Raw genomic sequence first — 19,311 nt, forward strand, 5'->3', positions numbered from 1 at the left:
AATGCAGTAGTGGGAGAAGCAAGAATCCCCCTGCTTTAGCTGTGGGGAGTGTCAAACAGGTCTGCGCTATGAGGGCGGAAGAATGGTGGATATGTACCGTACTCTGGACAGTATCCCGGTTCTTGCAAAAGCAGGCGGTATTCTGGTGATGACCGATGAGATCCGTGGAACAGAGGCGGAAAAGAATCCGGAAAGCCTGAATATCCGGGTATTCCCGGGTGCTGACGGAAGCTTCAGATTGTATGAGGATGACAACGAAACCTGTGCTTACGAAAATGGTGCCTGTGTATTTACGGAAATGGATTATAAGGAAAAGGATCAGGGAGTGTTTACCATTCATCCCGCACAGGGAAAAACAGAGCTGATCCCGGCAAAGAGAGCTTATACCGTGGAGTTCTGTAATTTTGCAAAAACAGGAACAGATACTGTGAAGGTTCTGGTTAACGGAGCAGAGACTGAGGCTGCTGTAAAATATGAAGAGAAGCTTCAGAAGATCTGTGTGGAAGTGGAAGCAGACACAGCGGCAGAGGTGCAGATCATTCTCGCTGGCGAAGTGGCAGATAATCAGACAAAAGAGCGTGTCTTTGATTTCCTGAACCAGGCAGAGATCGGTTTTGTACTGAAGGACAGATTATATCAGCTGATCACAGCAGGAAAGAAGCTGCCGGTTCTTTTATCTGAGCTTCAGTCCATGGAGCTGGACAAGGATCTTTATGGAGCACTGATGGAGATACTGACTGCGTAAAATATGAATAAAATCGCGTTTCCAAACCATACTATCATTATTATCAAAAGAAAGGATGATCATAATGATATTAAAGGAAAAAGAGCGCACAGTGATCCAGGATCTTCAGACACAGGAAAAAAGCTGCATTGAAAAATATGGAAAATATGCACAGCAGGCCAGGGATCCGGAGCTTAAAAGCTTATTTCAGACTCTTCAGAAAAAAGAGCAGGAGCATTACGATTCCCTGAGCCAGGTGCTTTCCGGTACAGTTCCACAGGTAAACTGTAATGACAGTGACGGCCGTGATTACCAGCCCAAGGCTGCTTACACATCGGTGATGTCCTCAGAGGATAAGGAACACGATGCTTTTCTTGCAACAGACTGTATCGGAACAGAAAAGCTGATTTCCGGAGAATACAACTCGGATGTTTTTGCTTTTGAAGACAGTGGTGTGCGGAAGCTTCTGGCAGATATCCAGGTGGAAGAGCAGAACCATGCGGAGATGCTTTACAAATATAAGACTGTGAACGGAATGTTCTGATATATAAAAAAGAGGGAGGATTTCAGTAATGGAATTCTTCCTTTTTTTGTTATATAATCAGGAGAACAGCAGGGAGAAATACTTTCCTGCAAAGAGAGGAGAATAAATATGAAGGGAACCAGCTGCGAATACTGTGCAAACTATACATATGATGAAGAGTGCGACGAATATTACTGTGATGTCAATCTGGATGAGGATGAATATTATCGTTTTGTGAGCAGTGATTACAAGGAATGTCCGTATTATCGTTCCGGAGATGAATATAAGGTGGTACGTCATCAGATGTGATACAGAGTAACGGAAAAAATAGAGCAGAAGATAATGTGATAAGACAAATGCAGGTTTTCCACGAAAAGGAATGCGAGTTTTGTGGAAAATCTGCATTTTGATGTTTTGATATGTGCAAAAGGCTTCAAATTTGTAAAAATTAGCGTGTTTACATTTGAAAAAAATATCTTTATAATAAAAATATTGGTCTGACAGGTGGAGCCTTTATACCATCCAGACGATGATAATGCTACAGGATTTTGTCTGAGACAAAATTTCGGGTAAGCGTCTGACAGACTTATAATAGATTTTTTGATTTGACGGAGGATGTGACAGATTGGATATTATAAAGAAATTCGGGGATATGGTGGGAGAGAGATCCATCAGGGATCCGGAAAAAGCACGAAAACTTCTTCTCACTGGATACCGGCTTCAGGAAAAACGTCTGCAGCTTTTTCCTGACAGGAAGCTTCCGGCTTCGGGACAGTATGTAGCCCGTGTAGTCATGCAGAATATTATCAAAGCCCTTGCAAAACCGGACGATACCGCGCTTGTGAGCATTTTTGTACCGGGAGAGCTTCTGACAGCAGCAGGGATCACTCCGTATTCCGTGGAGGCAATGTCCTGCTTCATCGCCGGAACCAGATGTGAGCAGGCATTTCTGGCACAGACGGAATCAGAGGGCTTTCCGGAAACCATGTGCTCCTATCACAGAGTTTTTCTGGGAGCGTCCATGACAGGATTGGTACCGAAGCCCAAATGTACCATCTACACAAACCTTGCCTGCGATGGAAACATGATGACGTTTCCTTATCTGAAACAGAAATATCAGATCCCGGGCTTTTATATTGACGTACCCTATGAAAAAAATCAGGATTCCATCAGCTATGTTGCAGATCAGCTCCGTGAGCTGAAGAAATTCCTGGAGGATGTAGGCGGGAAAAAAATCTCCGAGCAGTCGGTACAGCGTGCAGTTGCCAACAGCAATGAAGCGGCCTCCTATTACAGCAGCCAGCTTGCCCTCAGAAAAGATCACGATCCGGTGACTTCCCTGACAAACGAGCTGTATGCGATCTTTATGTGCCATCTTCTGGCAGGTTCAGAGGAATCCCTGAAATACACAAAAATGCTTCTTGAGGATGTGAAGAAGGCACCAAAGGGGGAAGGTCTTCATATTTTGTGGATGCATATGATGCCGTTTTTGCAGGAGCCGGTAAAGGATGTATTTAATTACAGCCAGAACGTGCATATCCGTGCCTGTGATTTTGTTGCAGACGGTTTTCAGCGGATGCAGGCCTCGGATCCTTATGAGGCCCTTGCGGAAAAAATGGTCAACTGCATTTACAACGGAAGTGTGAAGCAGAGGATCCGGCGTGCCCAGGAGCTGGCGAACCTTACAGAGGCAGACGGCGGGATCCTTTTTGCGCATTGGGGCTGCAAGGGAACCATCGGAGCTTCCAGCCTGATCAAAAATTCTCTGGAAAATGCAGGACTTCCAACCATGGTCCTGGACGGTGACGGCTGCAACCCGGCCAATTCCAGTGACGGCCAGGTATCCACACGGCTTCAGGCATATCTGGAAATGCTGTCAGAAGGTAAGGAGGAAAAACGGTCATGATACATTACGTCTGTAAATATACACCGCTGGAGTTGTTTAAGGGCTTTGGCGAGGAATGTGCGGTTCTTGAGGAAATGCCGGAGAATTTTGAGCTTTCGGACCAGATCGCCCATGCCAATCTCTGCGGCTTCGGAAAATCTGTGATCCAGGCAGTGCTGGAGGGAAAGGTAGAGCAGCTTGTTCTTGTTAACTGCTGTGATTCCATGCGCCGTGTGTACGACATTGTGGAAAGTACCGGTAAATGTAAATTTCTGTACATGCTGGACATGCCTCATGAGGATAACGACTGTGAAAAGGTGAAGCTTGCCCAGGGCATCCACCGTCTGAAGAAAGCTTATGAGAAATTTTCGGGGAAAACCTTCGACAGAAGTGGATTTCTGAATGCTTTTTCCCATGAGACTGTGGATAACCAGCCGTATATCGGTGTTCTGGGTGTCCGTGTCAGCGGTGTCCTGGAAAAAATGATCCGGGATAATATCCGCATGGATGTGGAAAACCTGACCTGTACAGGCGGAAGACGTCTTGCAGTGATCCGTGAGGAACTGGAAAAAATGGAAGACGATGCCATGTTTCTGGCTTATGCGGATGCACTTCTTTCCCAGATGCCCTGCTTCCGTATGAACAACAGCACCCGAAGAAACCGGCTGTATTTGGATCCGAACCTGAAGGGGATCATTTATCATACTATTAAATTCTGCGACTATTACGGATTTGAGTATGCAAGCATCAAGCGTGATATCAAGGTTCCGCTTCTGAAGATCGAGACAGATTTTACAAGCCAGAGTGCAGGACAGCTCCTTACCAGAGTGCAGGCTTTTGCGGAGACCCTGGAAGGCTCTGAGGATATGGACCCATCAAAAGGAATCAGTGAGGAGATAAGGAAAAAAATGGAATCAGGAGTTTATTATGTGGCAGGGATCGACAGCGGTTCCACAAGTACGGATGTTGTGATCCTGGATAAAGACGGAAAAATTAAATCGACCATGATCATTCCCACAGGCGGCGGCGCTATGATGAGTGCAGAGAAGAGCCTGGAGATGGCCGTGGAAAAAGCAGGGATCAGGAAAGAAGATATCGTGCGTATCGTTACTACCGGATATGGACGTGCCTATATTGACAGTGGTGATGACAGTATCACAGAGATTACCTGTCACGCAAAGGGAGCCCATTATCTGAATCCGAATGTGCGTACAGTTATCGACATCGGCGGTCAGGATATCAAGGCGATCAGCATTGACGAGAACGGTGCGGTAAAAAATTTCCTGATGAACGATAAATGTGCAGCAGGAACCGGACGATTCCTGGAAATGATGGCCCGTACTCTTGGACTTTCCCTGGAGGAGATGAGTACCCGTGGTCTGGATTGGAAAGAGAACGTAGTGATCTCAAGCATGTGTACTGTATTTGCAGAGTCCGAGGTAGTTTCCCTGGTTGCCCAGAATAAGGACGTGGCAGATATCATCCATGGTCTGAATGTATCTGTTGCTTCCAAGGTAGGAGCTCTTGCAGCCCGCCTTGGCAAAAAGAATCCGGGGGAATACATGATGACCGGTGGTGTTGCCAGAAATAAAGGTATCATCCAGGCACTGGAGGAGAAGCTGGGTGCGAAGCTTTATATCTGTGATGAGGCACAGCTTTGTGGTGCGCTTGGTGCGGCACTGTTTGCTTATGAGAAGTGTAATGCGGCACGGTGATCAGATCAGACAAGTTGCCTGCGCAGTGAATGCAGAGTGTGAATATCCTTTTGGTCAGGGGCGGCGTGCCCACTCACTGGGCGAACAGCCACAGTTCTTTCGGAAGTACCGGCTGAAGTGGGAGAGATTTGAAAATCCGCACAGCAGAGCCACCTGTTGAACAGGCAGAGCTTCGTTGGTGAGCAGATTTTTGGCTTTTTCCAGACGGAGCAGATTCAGGTCAGCATGAGGGGTGCTGTCAAAAAAATTCCGGTAACAGGAATAAAACTGACTTTTTTCGAGATTAGCCATGGCGCAGAGCTTTTCTGTTGTCCATGGCTTTTCGTAATTTGTAAGCATTTCCAGACGGATTTTTTGGAACAGGCTGCAGAGCTCCGAGTCTGAAGACTTGTTTGTATCTGTACTGCGGAGTTCCCGCGAGGCTGTGATCATCAGCTGGCAGAGCAGGGCATACTCGTAGTCCCGGGAAAAAACTTCTCTGTTCAGATATTCATGCTGCAGCTTCTGGATACAGTGATCGATCTCCTGGCAGTCACTGGGGTAAAAAATTTCGTTGCAGGGAAGTCCGAACCGTTTTGCCAGGTTTTCTCCGCAGGAAAAATGGACATAACTGTTCCGGAATTTTCGCACAGCCTGATAATGCTGGGGATTTCCCGGAATATAAAAGATGCAGGCATTATCCCGGGTGACAGTAAGCTGACCGCCCAGATAAACCTTCATTGGTGTTTTAAATAAAAGAAAAAGAAAATCTCCGCTTCCCTCCGGCCGGAAAATCCTGTCGTAATCGGAGTTGGAACGGTTGTATTCGCAGAAATTTAAGGTGAAATCCATGGAAATGCTGCGCTCCTTTCATTACGTAGATCAGACAATCCGACTGTGGCATTCTAAAGAACTTTCTGTCTGGAAGTATAAAGTAAAGTGACAGAGGGACGTCCGTCTGGTAAGACTGTCTTTACGATAAATCTTACCGGAAAAAAAGTCAACTGTTTCGGAAGATAATCACTGGTATGGATAGAACAGGATGGTAAAATGAAACATAGAAACGGTTGATTTCCGGTCTGTCTGAGGGTGTGTGAGTAAACAGAGGCGTAAGAGCCGGTATACGGCGGAATCGGAAACAGAGCTAAATGAAGTAGCAGCAGAAAATAATAATTTACAGGAGGATTTTTACAATGAAAAAAGCGCAGATCATCGTGGACAAATATTTCCTCACCGGAAAAACAGACAAAAGGATCTATGGTTCCTTTATAGAACATCTCGGACGTGCGGTTTATGAGGGGATTTATCAGGAAGGCAGCCCCCTTTCTGATGAGCAGGGATTTCGGAAGGATACTCTGGAACTGGTAAGGGAGCTTCAGGTACCGATCGTTCGTTATCCGGGCGGAAATTTTGTATCCGGATTCCGTTGGGAGGATAGTGTCGGGCCGAAAACTCAGCGTCCGTCCAGACCGGAGCTGGCCTGGGGTGTCATCGAGACAAACCAGTTTGGACTCAATGAGTTTGTGGACTGGTCCAGAAAAGCCGGCAGCGATGTGATGATGGCAGTAAACCTGGGAACAAGAGGACCGGAGGATGCGAAAAATCTTTTGGAATACTGTAACTTTAAGGGTGGTACCTATTACAGTGATCTCCGTAAGGCTCACGGCTATGAACAGCCGCATGATATCAAATTATGGTGTCTCGGAAACGAGATGGACGGTCCATGGCAGATGGGACATAAAACTGCGGCAGAGTACGGAAGAGTTGCAGCAGAGACTGCCCGCCTGATGAAATTTATGGATCCGGAGGTTGAGACTGTTGCATGCGGAAGCTCCAGTCTGGAAATGCCTACCTTTGGCTCCTGGGAGTATACGGTTCTTGACGAGGCTTACGATCAGGTGGATTATCTTTCCCTGCATCAGTACTATGGAAATGCATCGGGAGACACTGCCGATTTTCTGGCAAGCTCCAAGGGTATGGATGATTTTATCTCAGGAGTGGTTTCCATCTGCGATGCTGTAAAAGCAAAGAAGCATGGAAAAAAACAGATCAATCTTTCCTTCGACGAATGGAACGTATGGTACCACAGCAATGAACAGGATAAAAAGCTGGAAAAATGGGTACAGGCGCCCCATCAGCTGGAGGATGTTTATAACTTTGAGGATGCACTTCTTGTGGGAAGTATGTTGATCACACTTCTCCGTCATGCAGATCGCGTAAAGATCGCCTGCATGGCACAGCTGGTAAATGTTATTGCGCCGATCATGACATCCGATACAGGCGCATGGCGTCAGACGATCTTTTATCCGTATATGTTGACAAGTGTGTTTGGAAGAGGAACCGTCCTTAATACACAGGTTCTCACACCGGTATACGAGAGCAAAACTTATGGCGAAGCGCCATATCTGGATTCTGTGTGTGTCTGGGATGAGGAAAAGGATACGCTGACGATCTTTGCAGTGAATAAGAGTCTGGATGAGGATATGGAAGTTTCCTGTGACTTGAGACAGTTTGAGGGATATAAGATCGTAGAGCATATCGTGCTGAATAACGATAATCTTCAGGCAGTCAATACAGAGACGCAGCCCGAGAATGTAGTTCCTGTAAAAGCCAGTGCAGAATGCTCAAAGCTGGACGGCGGAAAACTGGAAGCAGTTTTTGCAAAACACAGCTGGAATATGATCCGTCTTGCAAGATAAACGTGGGTGAAGTATAGTAAAAGCAGTTACAGAAAATGTAAATCATGCTACATTATGGGAGGTTTTTATGTACACACCTGCAAAGGAACGATACGAAACTATGGAGTACAACCGCTGCGGTGAAAGCGGTCTGATGCTTCCGAAGGTGTCTCTTGGATTATGGCATAATTTCGGAGATACTTCTGATTATGAAAACATGAAGCAGCTGTGCTTTACAGCTTTTGACAATGGTATCACACAGTTTGACCTTGCCAATAATTACGGACCTGCCTATGGAAGTGCGGAACGGAATTTCGGCAAGATCCTGAAAGAAGAACTGATGCCATACCGTGATGAGCTGATCATCACAACAAAGGCAGGCTATGATATGTGGGAGGGCCCTTATGGAAACTGGGGCAGCCGCAAGTATCTTCTGGCGAGCCTTGACCAGAGCCTGAAGCGCATGGGTCTGGAATATGTGGATATTTTTTACCATCACAGAATGGACCCGGAGACTCCGCTTGAGGAGACTATGGGGGCGCTGGCAACAGCGGTTCAGCAGGGCAAGGCCCTTTATGTTGGACTTTCCAATTATGATGGAAAAACCTTAAGCCAGGCGGCAGCGATCCTGAAGGATCTGAAATGTCCCTTTGTGATCAACCAGAACCGGTATTCCATTTTTGACAGAACTGTGGAAGAAAACGGTCTCAAGAGAACCACCGGCATTTTGAAAAAAGGGCTGATCACCTTTAGCCCTCTTGCTCAGGGACAGCTGACAGACCGTTACCTGAACGGGATCCCGGAGGACAGCCGTATCCGCAAAGATGGAAGATTCCTTAAGGAAAGTGTGCTGACGCCGGAGCGTCTGGATCAGATCCGGAGACTGAACGATTTGGCAGCCCAGCGTGGAGAGAAGCTGGCTGATATGGCGCTTGGCTGGCTGCTTCAGCATAAGGAAGTTACCAGTGTTCTGATCGGAGCTTCCAAGCCGCAGCAGATCCTTGATAATGTGAAAGCGATCCACTGTGCACCGTTTACAGCTGAGGAGCTGCGTCTGATCGACGAGATCTCAAAATAAGATTTATATACTTCCTGTTTTACTATGAAAAGTAGTGAAGCAGGGAGTTTTTTATGCCAAAATAATTGTTTAACTGAATTAGGAAAGTTTCCGGGTTACTGTTCACTGGTAATATTCCGCGAGGTGTTTTTTGTGAGCGAAGGTCACAGAAAACCCGAGACATACCGCGCGAATTTATGCGATTAGCATAAATTCTGTGCATCGCGAAGCGTGTTGCTGAGAACGGAGTGAACAGTAAAGTCTCCGGCGGGAGTGCAAAGAGCAATAAGCAGTGGAGGTTTGACAACGGGATAGGTGTGTGCTATATTGAAAAACAGAAAAGAAAAGAGCCAGCGGGAGCTTGTGTGACAGGCTGAGAGGAAGATAGATCTTCGACCGTACCTGATTTGGGTAATGCCAACGGAGGGATTGTGATCTGAGAGCGTGTCTCCGTGGAGTTTGCCATGGGATGCGCTCTTTTCGGATGCAGGAATGGAACTGGAATGGTCTGACAATGTGGGGATGTGAAAGTGACAGAGACTGCATGTGGAGCTTCTGCGAAAGAGCGGGCAGGAAGGGGAGCGCCTTAATGTCTGGCAGGAGAGTGATATTCCGGAGGATTTTTCCGGAAGGATCATGTAAGCGATGGGAATCCGTGTTTTCGGAGTGAGAGGAAGTAAGGGAACTTCGACCGCCAAAATCTAAGGGCAGACTGCAGCAGACGGGAAGCTTTTGCCCGGATCTGACAGGGCTCTGCCTGATATTTCAGGGAGGAAAAACACTATGGAAAAACAAAGGATGCACACGCTTCGTATGGTAATGCTGGCAATGATGGTTGCGATCGGTGTCGTTATTTCACCGATCCTGAGGATTGAGGGAATGTGCCCCACGGCGCATCTTGTCAATATCGTATGCTCGGTTCTGATGGGACCGTGGTATTCCCTTCTCTGTGCGACCATGATCGGCGTGATCCGTATGATGTTCATGGGAATCCCGCCACTTGCACTGACCGGTGCAGTATTTGGCGCATTCCTTTCAGGTGTGTTCTACAGACTTTCCAAAGGCAAGATCATCTGCGCGGTGATCGGTGAGATCTTTGGAACGGGTATCATCGGATCCATGGTTTCTTATCCGGTGATGGCATTCCTGATGGGAAGAGGCGGACTGACAGCATTTTATTATACGCCGATGTTCCTTGCAGCAACCACAATGGGAGGATGTGTTGCCTATATTTTCCTGAAGGCTCTGAGTAAAGCAGGTCTTCTGGTGAAATTCCAGGCAGCTTTGGGTTCAAAAACATATGAGACAAAGAATTTTACAACTGCGAAAGCGAATTAAAGAAGAAAAGCCGCTGATCCATTGCATCACCAATCCGATCTCGATCCATGACTGTGCCAACGTGGTCCTTGCAGTAGGTGCAAGGCCGATCATGGCGGAGCATCCGGCAGAGGTGACAGGTATTACGGCATCGGCTGGTGCGCTGATGCTGAATCTCGGGAATATTACCGATGCCAGGATCGAGTCAATGAAGCGTTCTATGAGAACAGCGATGGAAAATAAGATTCCGGTTCTTCTGGACCTGGTAGGGGTTGCATGCAGTGATCTCAGGCTGGATCTGGCACGGGAGCTTTTAAGGATCGGTCATCCGGCAGTGCTGAAGGGAAATATGTCAGAGCTTCTGGCTGTTTCCGGGCTGCCGTCTCATGCGATCGGAATCGATGCGGGTGTCGAGGATGCTCTGACTGAGGAAAATATTGATGGAGTCAGTGAAGTGCTTAAGGCTTTTTCCAGAAATAATCAGGCAATCGTGCTGGCTACCGGGAAACAGGATTTTGTTACGGATGGTGAACGGGTTGTTTTGGTACAAAATGGCAGTGCGGCGCTGTCCGGGATCACAGGAACCGGCTGTATGGTCGGTGCACTGACTGCGGCGTTTTTGCCGGGGTGCGAAGATAATATTGCGAAAGAAATGACGGATAGTATAGAGGCAGGTGTCTGGTCTGGCGTTGAGACGGAATTAAATGGGAGATCCGGGAATTATCTGGCTGCGGCAGTGCTTGGTACTGCACTTATGGGTATCGCCGGCGAGGAAGCGGAGAAGATTTCCCGCGGTCCGGGAAGCTTTCAGGTAAATCTGCTGGATGAGATCTATGGGCTTTCGGATCGACAGCTGCTGGATCTGTTGAAGATTGAAATGTACTGAAAAAGAGGGGATTAGGATGGATAGAAAAGATTTGGATGTAACGTTGTATCTGGTGACGGATAGTTCTTATCATACGGAGGAGTCTTTGCTCCGTACGGTTGAGGAGGCTTGTAAGGGTGGTGTGACTCTGGTCCAGCTTCGCGAGAAGAATAAGGGTGGACGGGAGTATCTGGATAAGGCTTTTAAGGTGAAGGAGATCACAGATCGTTACAATGTGCCGCTGATCATTGATGATCGTGTGGATGTGGCGCTGGCCTGTGATGCGGCTGGTGTGCATGTTGGAGCTTCTGATATTCCGGTTGCTGTGGCAAGGAAGCTGATGGGACCGGATAAGATCGTGGGGGCTACTGCCAAGACGGTGGAGGCTGCTGTGAAGGCTTATGAGGATGGTGCGGATTATCTTGGTGTGGGGGCGATTTATCCTACTACTACTAAGGTTGTGACGATCCTTACCAAGGTTTCTACGTTGAAGGATATCTGTGAGGCGGTTCCGATTCCGGCGGTTGCGATCGGGGGATTGAATGCCGGGAATATGGATGTGCTTGAGGGCGCAGGCATGAGTGGTATGGCGGTTGTTTCTGCGATCATGAAGGCGGAGGATCCGAAGAAGAATGCGCGGGAGCTGAAGGAGAAGATTGTTGCTTTGATGGGAAAGTGATTTAGGAAATGAATGGAGAGCAGTGGTGGATTTGAGGTTCATTGCTGTTCTTTTTTTGTTGAAATACGGACGCCCGTGAGGCGTGTGCTGCCTGTCGCCGGGGCTTCGTCGGGGGCTGGCTTCTAGGCTGCCGGAATTCTGCTAAAACCGTTTTCCAAAAGTCCGAACTCGCGTCTTGCAGCCGCTCAGACAGCGGACTTTTGAAAAACAACGCAGATTTCCGCCAGCCAAGAATCAGCTCCCCTCCTGCAGAGTCCGGCGACAGGCAGCACACGCCTCACGGGCTGGTTTTTCAAGGCGGCAGGGGAGGGTGGTTACTCCACCGGCAGATCTCTGTGTTCTACGCTGGTGGAGAATACGATCTGTGTTTTGGTGCGGCCGAACTGCTGGAGTTCGTTGATGAAGTGGTCCAGTTCCATGGTGGAGCGGAAGGCTACTTCGATGAGCATGGAGTAATCGCCGGTGACGCAGTTGCATTCGATGACGTTTGGGATGGACTGGATGAAGGGATAGAAGTCTTTTTTTTGGTTGGGTTCTACTTCCAGGTTGATGAATGCTTTTATATGATAACCGAGAAATACCGGGTTGATCTGGGCATGGTAGCCTGTGATCAGCCCGTTTTTTTCGAGGTGTTCGATCCTGGCGGAGACAGCGGGGGAGGAAAGGAAGACTTCCTTTGCGATTTCCTTTACCGGAGTGCGGGCGTTTTTCTGAAGCATTTCGATGATTTTTCGGTCGATGTTGTCGAGTTTGTGTTCCATGTAGAATGTCTCCTTTCAATGAAAAAAATGTTATTTGTAACTGGTACAGAGCTGCGTAGGGAAGTGGATTGAAAATAGGTATTTCTGTATTGATTATACTGCGTGTGTTATCACAACACAAGAAACGACTTAATAAAAATAAGAAAAATAAAAGAAATTCTTAAAAAGATTAATGTAAACTATTGAAAAACACGGATAATCGTGGTTTTCCATTAAAAGTATTTACAAGCTACAAAGAAAGTGTTAGCTTCTTAGGCATCAGAAAAACAGCTGCTGATAAAAATGAAAATAACAGAATGATTTGTAAACAGCGAATATCCGTCGGACTGAAAAAATGAGATCAGAGGGCGGAGCAAATCAGATGTGCACAGGATCAGAAGAAAGAAGAGGGATGATAAAATGACAACAGAAACAAGACTGGAAGCAGATTCGATCGGAACTATGGAAGTGCCTGCAGAGGCTTATTACGGAGTTCAGGCTTTAAGGGCAAAACAGAATTTTCCTATTACAGGTACAAAGCTTCATCCGGTATTTATCAGGAACCTGGCACAGATTAAAAAAGCAGCAGCTATCACTAATAGTAATGCAGGGCTTCTTCCGGAGGATAAGGCAGACGCCATTGTTAGAGCCTGTGATGAAGTGATCGCAGGAAAATTGGCTGAGGAATTTATCGTAGATGCCATTCAGGGTGGTGCCGGAACCAGCGCAAATATGAATATGAATGAGGTGATCGCAAACAGAGCCGGTGAGATCCTCGGATGTCCGAAGGGTAGCTATAAAATGGTCCATCCAAATGATCACGTAAACATGGCGCAGTCCACCAATGATGTGATTCCGACGGCCGGTAAGCTTACCGTTCTGGATCTTCTTGCACCTCTGGAAAAAGCACTGGTAAGACTTGAGAAGGAGCTTGCAAAAAAGGCAGAGGAGTTCGATGACGTGATCACTATGGGACGTACACAGCTTCAGGATGCAGTTCCGATCCGTCTTGGTCAGGTGTTCCACGGTTATGCGTCCATGGTTTCCAGAGACAGGAAACGTATCGAAAAGGCTCACAGGGAAATGTACACCGTAAACCTTGGAGGAACTGCAGTGGGAACTGCTATCAATGTTTCCGATTCTTATTTTTATAAGATTGTGCCAAATCTGGAAAAGCTTACAGGTTATCCGTTGAAACAGGCCGAGGACCTTTTTGACGCAACAGAAAATCTGGACGGCTTTGTTGCCGTATCCGGTGTAGTAAAAACCTGTGCGGTGGATCTTTCCAAGATGTGCAACGATCTTCGACTGATGTCTTCCGGCCCGAAAACCGGATTTGGGGAGATCAATCTTCCAGCAAAGCAGAATGGGTCTTCCATCATGCCAGGTAAGGTAAATCCGGTCATTCCGGAGGTAGTAAGCCAGGTTGCTTTCCACATCGTAGGACATGATACCACCATTACCATGGCGGCAGAAGCCGGACAGCTGGAGCTGAATGCTTTTGAGCCGGTTGTATTTTGTAATCTTTTTGAATCCATTACGACTCTGGGAAAAGCAGTGGATACATTGATCGTAAACTGCATCACAGGAATCACCGCAAACCGCAAACACTGCAAAGACCTGATGGAAAGCAGTGCAGGAATTGCAACAGCTCTTTGCCCGCATATCGGATACAAGGCATCTGCAGCCATTGCAAAAACAGCTGTAAAAACAGGAAAATCCGTCCGTGAGCTTGTTCTGGAACAGGGACTCATGAAGGAGAAAGAGCTGGAAGAGGTTCTTGATCCGTATCTGATGACAGAAGTCGGAGAAGAGAGGAAAGAGGATGAAGTAAGAAGGAAAGCCTGCTGAGAAAGTTATCTGTACCAACGTATGACGGGAACGTCTGATGCAGCAATTCATTTCAGAGCAGCTGAACCTGATGCGGGATTTTATGGAAATGCTATAGGCAGATCAGGAATGAGATATCAATGAGTACTATAAGGAGACTTGTCACAGTGCAGGTCTCCTTTTATAATGGAAGAAATGCGATAAGAAAAGAAGGGAAAGATACATGCTTAAACGAACAGCCATACGGGCACTCTGTAATACAACGGCATATCAGAGAGGTCTTGATATTTACCGTACCGGAAAGAGGATCCAGTCGCTGGATATTAAGTCGGAAGGAGCTGTGGATAAAATATCTGCAGCAGTGAAGGAAAGTGGGCGTAATGTATACAATACAGGCTTTCAGTATGATACAGAAGCGGACCGCATAAAAGAAGCATACTGTGACTGCCCGGCTTTTCGCAGCTATTCCGGGATCTGTAAGCATTGCGTGGCAGTGCTTCTGGAATATGGAGACCGTAAGGCCTATGAGCGTGTGGAAATCCGCAGACAGCAGGATGAGGAACAGAAGCAGGCAGAGTTATTCAGCGGAACAGCATTTCCGGCTGCTTTATCCGGACCAGGGCAGCCTGCAACGAAAACCACCGTTGAGCTGAAAAGCCTCCTTAATCGCCAGCTATACAGCCGTATGCTTCCGTTTTCCGGGGATCCGTATTTTGGTAGGGTGGAGCTGGAAACCTGCCTGAAATTTAATTCTGTGAGAAATTGTTTTACCGTGGAATTCCGCGTTGGCTGTGAGAAAAAATATATCCTCAAGGATGTGTTGGCCTTTGTGTGGAATCTGGATCATAATGAGAAGGTTTCTTATGGAAAAAATCTGGAATTTATCCATTCCGATGAAGCCTTTTCAGAAGGAGCCAGAAGCGTGCTGGCCTTTATCCGGGAATGGGTCGAGAATCATCACGGCACTTACATGTCCAGATATGAACAGCTGAAGAATATAGCTGTGGAAAAGGTGAGGGATCTTACCGTTGACAGAAAAGAACTTGAGGATTTGCTTCTTATACTTGGCGAAAAAAGTTTCAAGTTCAAAATGAACAATGATCCGGAGACAACATGGCATTCTGTCAGAGAAATTCCGGACAGGACGCTGATGATCCGGAAGAAGGATCAGGGGTTATCTCTTGAGATCGCGCCGGTATACAGTGTGATAGGCATACGGTATCATATGTATTTTGATAATGCGAAGGTATATCTGGTTTCCAGGCAGGAGCTTGGAGCAGTGGAGGAATTTGTTGCCTGTCTGGAGCGGCTTCCTGCAGGCCGAGGCTTTATTGATGAACCGGATGTGCCTGCGTTTGTGCGTGAGCTGCTTCCTTCCCTGAAAAAATTTTTTCACTGTGATCTCAGGGATTTCCCGGAAGAAACAGGTCTTGAATGCTACAAGGCTGCATATGAGATCTATCTGGATGCACCAGAGCGTGACTGGATCACCTGTAAGGCATTTTCTGTTTACGGGAAGGATAAATTTTCGGTTTTTGACCGAGATGTGTCTGCCCGCACCAGGGATATTCCGGGAGAGCTTGGTGTGTTTGCGCTGCTGTCAAAATATTTTAACGGATATGATGACCAGCGGATGGAGCTGGCATTGGATTGTCGTGCCGAGGAACTGGAATCTTTGTGCAGGGAAGGTTCAGGGAAGCCCGACAGTGTGAAAGCTTCCGAAGAAAAGCTCTACCAGCTTCTTACTGAAGGGATCCCCGCCATGCAGAAAGTTGCAGCTGTCTATATTTCCCAGTCCATCAAACAGATGCGGGTGACAAAGCTGCCAAACATCCGTCTTGGCGTTTCTCTGTCAGCCGGACTTCTGAACCTGGATCTGGATGTGGAGGGGATGGATCAGGCGCAGCTTTTTGATATTCTTTCCAGGTACGATCGCAGGAAAAAATATTTCCGCCTGAAGGATGGCAGCTTTCTGGATGTTTCCGATGGTCAGCTCAGGGAGCTTTCTGCTCTGAAAAATGGACTGCAGATCAGTGATCGTGAACTGAAAAAAGGAAAGACTCAGGTTCCGGCCTATCGTGCTATGTATCTGGACAGTCAGCTGAAGGGCGGCGATCTGATCAAGGTAGAGAAGGACAATGCCTTTCGTGCGTTGATCCGGAACATGCAGACAATGGAAGAACATAAATTTCAGATTCCCAGGGAGCAGGAAAAAATCCTCCGGGGCTATCAGAAAGAGGGCTTTTACTGGATCAAAACTTTGAAGCATAATCAGTTTGGAGGGATCCTGGCAGATGATATGGGACTTGGAAAAACCCTCCAAGTGATCACATTTCTCTGGTCAGAATTTCAGAAATCTGCGCCGGGAGAAAACAGACGTGCCCTTGTGATAACGCCTGCTTCGCTGGTGTTTAACTGGATGAACGAGATCGAACGTTTTGCGCCGGGACTTCCGGCTACCGTTGTGACTGGTGATGTGAAGGAGAGGAAAGCACTGATCAAAAATGCGGGAGAACGGGAGGTTCTGATCACTTCCTATGACCTTCTGAAACGGGATCTGAAGGCTTATCAGAACCTGGATTTTGCTGTGCAGATCATTGATGAGGCGCAGTATATCAAGAATCACGGAACTCAGGTGGCAAAGGCTGTGAAGGAGATCCGGTCGGAATTCAGGCTTGCGCTGACCGGTACACCGGTGGAGAACAGGCTCAGTGAGCTGTGGAGTATTTTTGATTTTCTGATGCCGGGATTTTTGTATTCTTATGAGAAATTCCGCAAGGAAATAGAGCTTCCAGCTGTGCAGTACAGCAATTCCGATGCGATGGAGCGTCTGCAGAAAATAATCCGTCCTTTTGTGCTGCGGAGATTGAAGAGGGATGTGCTGAAGGATCTTCCGGATAAGCTGGAAAAAGATATGTTTTCCCCGTTGGAAAGCGAGCAGAAGGAGCTGTATGAGGCCCATACGGAACGGCTTCGCCTGATGCTTGGGATGCAGTCGGATGCGGAGTTTCGCACTTCTAAACTGCAGATCCTTGCAGAGATCACGAGGCTGCGGCAGATCTGCTGTTATCCGGGACTGGTATATGAAGGATACAAAGGGAATTCTTCCAAGCTGGAGATGTGCATGGAGTTGGTTCAGAATGCGGTGAATGGCGGACATAAGCTCCTGTTGTTTTCCCAGTTTACTACCATGCTGGATGTGCTGGCTGTCCGTCTGAAAAAAGCAAAGATTTCTTTTTATATGCTGACGGGGGCTACTTCCAAGGAAAAACGTGCGCAGATGGTACAGGCATTTAATGAGGACGATACTTCTGTTTTCTGCATTTCTCTGAAAGCAGGAGGAACAGGCCTGAATCTTACGGCAGCTGATATTGTGATCCACTACGATCCATGGTGGAATCTTGCTGTGCAGAATCAGGCAACAGACCGTGCCCACCGCATCGGTCAGCAGAACGTTGTCAGTGTCTACCGCCTCTTTATGAAAGACACCATAGAAGAACGAATCCGGGCTCTTCAGGAAAGAAAACGGGAACTGGCTGATGAGATCTTAAGCGGCGAGGGAATCGGCCAGGCTTTGATCAGCAGAGAGGAAGTACTGGAGCTGCTAGGCAGGTAAAATTCTTAACTGAATCAAGTAAGTTCCCTGCTTCAATTACGAAAAGCAATACGCGGTGAGGGGACTTGCTTGTATCGGGAAGAATGTAGGCTGTGAATATCCGCCTGACTCAACAAAAACACCCCCGATGGAAATCGCGTGTGTAAATCACATACGATATCCGTCAGGGGTGTTTTATTTAAAGTTTTATTTTATGCAAAAAACTTATCGTACAGACCAAAGAAGAAGATAAACAGAATGATCAGCGGCAGGATATAAGTGATGTATCCGCGCATCCATTTCCGGATCTTCATGCCTTTTCCGGTGTTGGCTTCTTTTGTGAAGTTTTCCCAGCCCCAGCCCCGTTTGGAAACACAGAAAAGCAGGTATACAAGAGAACCAAGCGGGAGCAGAATGTTGCTTACCAGAAAATCTTCAAGGTCGAGAATTGCGCCGCCGAATACCTTGAGCCAGTCCCAGGACCATACATTGTATCCAAGTACGCATGGCAGAGACAGAAGGATGATGGCGATGGCATTTACAAGACTGGATTTTTTTCGGCTCCAGCCGGTAAGCTCCATACCGCAGGAAATAATATTTTCAAATACAGCCAGGATGGTAGAGAAAGCTGCAAATGACATAAAGATGAAGAACAGGCTTCCCCACAGTCTTCCAAGCGGAATGTGGTTGAAAATATTCGGCAGTGTGATGAAGATCAGGCTCGGTCCGGAAGTCTGGTCAACATTGAATGTGAAACATGCCGGGAAAATAATAAGTCCGGAGGTGATCGCAACAAAAGTATCCAGAAGCGCAATATTCATGGATTCACCAAGCAGTGCATGATCTTTTCCGATGTAGCTTCCGAAGATAGCCATAGCACCGATACCAAGGCTGAGAGTAAAGAATGCCTGGTTCATAGCACCGGTAATGGTAGAAATAATACCGATTTCTTTCATACGCTCGAAATCCGGGATCAGGTAGAATTTCAGTCCCTCTTTGGCACCATCCATGGTAAAACTGTTGATGGCAAGAACAACCATGATCACCAGAAGAGAGATCATCATAACCTTGGTAACTTTTTCAAGGCCGTTCTGAAGACCGCGGGAGCAGACAAAAACACCTGCAATAACAACAACGATCATCCAGAATCCCATAGTAACGGGCTGGCCAAGCATGTTGGTAAACTGTCCTGCAACACCGTCGGAATCAAGTCCCTGGAATTTACCGGTGGCTGTCATATAGAAGTAATTCAGCATCCAGCCTGTAACAGTGGTGTAAAACATCATCAGGAGATAACATCCGATCAGAGTGATATATCCATGGATGTGCCATTTCTGTCCTGGTTTTTCCAGTGCGTAATATGCTTTGACAGGACTCTTCTGGCTGGCACGTCCAACAGAAAACTCCATAGTCATAACAGGAAGTCCAAGAAGGGCCAGGAAGATCAGGTAAAACAGTACGAATGTGCCGCCACCGCCCTGTCCGGCCATGTAAGGGAATTTCCAGACGTTTCCGATTCCGATGGCACAGCCAGCAGAAATCAGAATGAATCCCAGACGGGATCCAAGTTTTTCTCTTTCTTTCATAACTCACCTCATTGTTGCAGTTTGGTAAACTGCTATTTGTATAAAGTCGCAAGTTTTATCTTAACACATTCCTCGATATTGCACAATAAAAAGAACTTGCATTTTGCATAAAACATATGTTAAAATAAAACATTATTT

Annotated in this window: 15 protein-coding genes and 1 riboswitch; of the genes, 12 read left to right on the forward strand and 3 right to left on the reverse strand. The window is 47.0% G+C overall.

Going from position 1 to position 19,311, the window contains the following annotated elements:
• Nucleotides 1–82 precede the first annotated feature (82 nt).
• The 5 genes from G5B06_RS09580 to G5B06_RS09600 all read left to right on the forward strand — a co-directional run bounded on the left by G5B06_RS09580 (nt 83) and on the right by G5B06_RS09600 (nt 4,847).
• Entirely contained in the window at nt 83–745 is a 663-nt protein-coding gene (locus tag G5B06_RS09580) for a DUF5110 domain-containing protein (protein ID WP_118368595.1), read from the forward strand.
• A 64-nt stretch (nt 746–809) separates the two neighbouring features.
• Complete coding sequence (locus tag G5B06_RS09585) at nt 810–1,268, forward strand: ferritin-like domain-containing protein (RefSeq protein ID WP_044961927.1); 459 nt, start codon at nt 810–812, stop codon at nt 1,266–1,268.
• Nucleotides 1,269–1,376: 108 nt separating this feature from the next.
• Nucleotides 1,377–1,556, forward strand: coding sequence for a DUF6472 family protein (locus tag G5B06_RS09590; protein WP_015526328.1), 180 nt, complete (start codon nt 1,377–1,379; stop codon nt 1,554–1,556).
• A gap of 316 nt (nt 1,557–1,872) precedes the next feature.
• Nucleotides 1,873–3,153 (forward strand): 2-hydroxyacyl-CoA dehydratase subunit D, encoded by a 1,281-nt coding sequence (locus G5B06_RS09595; protein WP_110103610.1) that lies wholly within the window; start codon nt 1,873–1,875, stop codon nt 3,151–3,153.
• Complete coding sequence (locus tag G5B06_RS09600; protein ID WP_173771872.1) at nt 3,150–4,847, forward strand: acyl-CoA dehydratase activase; 1,698 nt, start codon at nt 3,150–3,152, stop codon at nt 4,845–4,847. Before G5B06_RS09595 ends, G5B06_RS09600 begins: the two co-directional genes overlap by 4 nt.
• A 54-nt stretch (nt 4,848–4,901) precedes the next feature.
• Here G5B06_RS09600 and G5B06_RS09605 read toward each other — a convergent pair whose 3' ends face one another.
• Nucleotides 4,902–5,678, reverse strand: a complete 777-nt coding sequence (locus tag G5B06_RS09605) for a helix-turn-helix domain-containing protein (protein WP_173771874.1) — start codon at nt 5,676–5,678, stop codon at nt 4,902–4,904.
• Nucleotides 5,679–6,019: 341 nt separating this feature from the next.
• Here G5B06_RS09605 and G5B06_RS09610 point away from each other — a divergent pair, with 341 nt between their 5' ends.
• From G5B06_RS09610 to thiE, 5 genes are all read left to right on the forward strand, one after another.
• Nucleotides 6,020–7,525, forward strand: coding sequence for an alpha-N-arabinofuranosidase (locus G5B06_RS09610; RefSeq protein WP_173771876.1), 1,506 nt, complete (start codon nt 6,020–6,022; stop codon nt 7,523–7,525).
• Nucleotides 7,526–7,592: 67 nt separating this feature from the next.
• Complete coding sequence (locus tag G5B06_RS09615) at nt 7,593–8,582, forward strand: aldo/keto reductase (protein WP_059086650.1); 990 nt, start codon at nt 7,593–7,595, stop codon at nt 8,580–8,582.
• A gap of 322 nt (nt 8,583–8,904) precedes the next feature.
• Nucleotides 8,905–9,007: riboswitch (TPP riboswitch) on the forward strand.
• 337 nt (nt 9,008–9,344) lie between these two features.
• Nucleotides 9,345–9,899 (forward strand): energy coupling factor transporter S component ThiW, encoded by a 555-nt coding sequence (thiW, locus tag G5B06_RS09620; protein WP_015526323.1) that lies wholly within the window; start codon nt 9,345–9,347, stop codon nt 9,897–9,899.
• Nucleotides 9,862–10,764 carry a hydroxyethylthiazole kinase gene (locus G5B06_RS09625; RefSeq protein ID WP_118368592.1) on the forward strand — a complete coding sequence of 301 codons (903 nt, stop codon included), beginning with the start codon at nt 9,862–9,864 and terminating at the stop codon, nt 10,762–10,764. The genes thiW and G5B06_RS09625 overlap by 38 nt, the downstream gene beginning before the upstream one ends.
• A 16-nt stretch (nt 10,765–10,780) precedes the next feature.
• Nucleotides 10,781–11,422: a thiamine phosphate synthase gene (gene thiE, locus G5B06_RS09630; protein ID WP_015526321.1), complete on the forward strand. Its 642-nt coding sequence runs from the start codon at nt 10,781–10,783 to the stop codon at nt 11,420–11,422.
• A gap of 314 nt (nt 11,423–11,736) precedes the next feature.
• Here the strand turns inward: thiE and G5B06_RS09635 are convergent, their stop codons facing one another.
• Nucleotides 11,737–12,183: an Lrp/AsnC family transcriptional regulator gene (locus tag G5B06_RS09635; protein WP_021652217.1), complete on the reverse strand. Its 447-nt coding sequence runs from the start codon at nt 12,181–12,183 to the stop codon at nt 11,737–11,739.
• Nucleotides 12,184–12,582: 399 nt separating this feature from the next.
• On the opposite strand from G5B06_RS09635, the gene G5B06_RS09640 reads away from it, so the two are divergent.
• Nucleotides 12,583–14,013 carry an aspartate ammonia-lyase gene (locus tag G5B06_RS09640; RefSeq protein ID WP_173762953.1) on the forward strand — a complete coding sequence of 477 codons (1,431 nt, stop codon included), beginning with the start codon at nt 12,583–12,585 and terminating at the stop codon, nt 14,011–14,013.
• A gap of 202 nt (nt 14,014–14,215) precedes the next feature.
• Nucleotides 14,216–17,608, forward strand: coding sequence for a DEAD/DEAH box helicase (locus G5B06_RS09645; protein WP_173762954.1), 3,393 nt, complete (start codon nt 14,216–14,218; stop codon nt 17,606–17,608).
• 191 nt (nt 17,609–17,799) lie between these two features.
• Here G5B06_RS09645 and G5B06_RS09650 read toward each other — a convergent pair whose 3' ends face one another.
• The gene (locus G5B06_RS09650; protein ID WP_021652213.1) at nt 17,800–19,173 is read right to left on the reverse strand and encodes a sodium-dependent transporter; all 1,374 of its coding nucleotides are present in this window, start codon (nt 19,171–19,173) and stop codon (nt 17,800–17,802) included.
• Between the last annotated feature and the right edge of the window lie 138 nt (nt 19,174–19,311).

The organism is Blautia luti, from assembly GCF_013304735.1.
GTDB lineage: Bacteria > Bacillota > Clostridia > Lachnospirales > Lachnospiraceae > Blautia_A.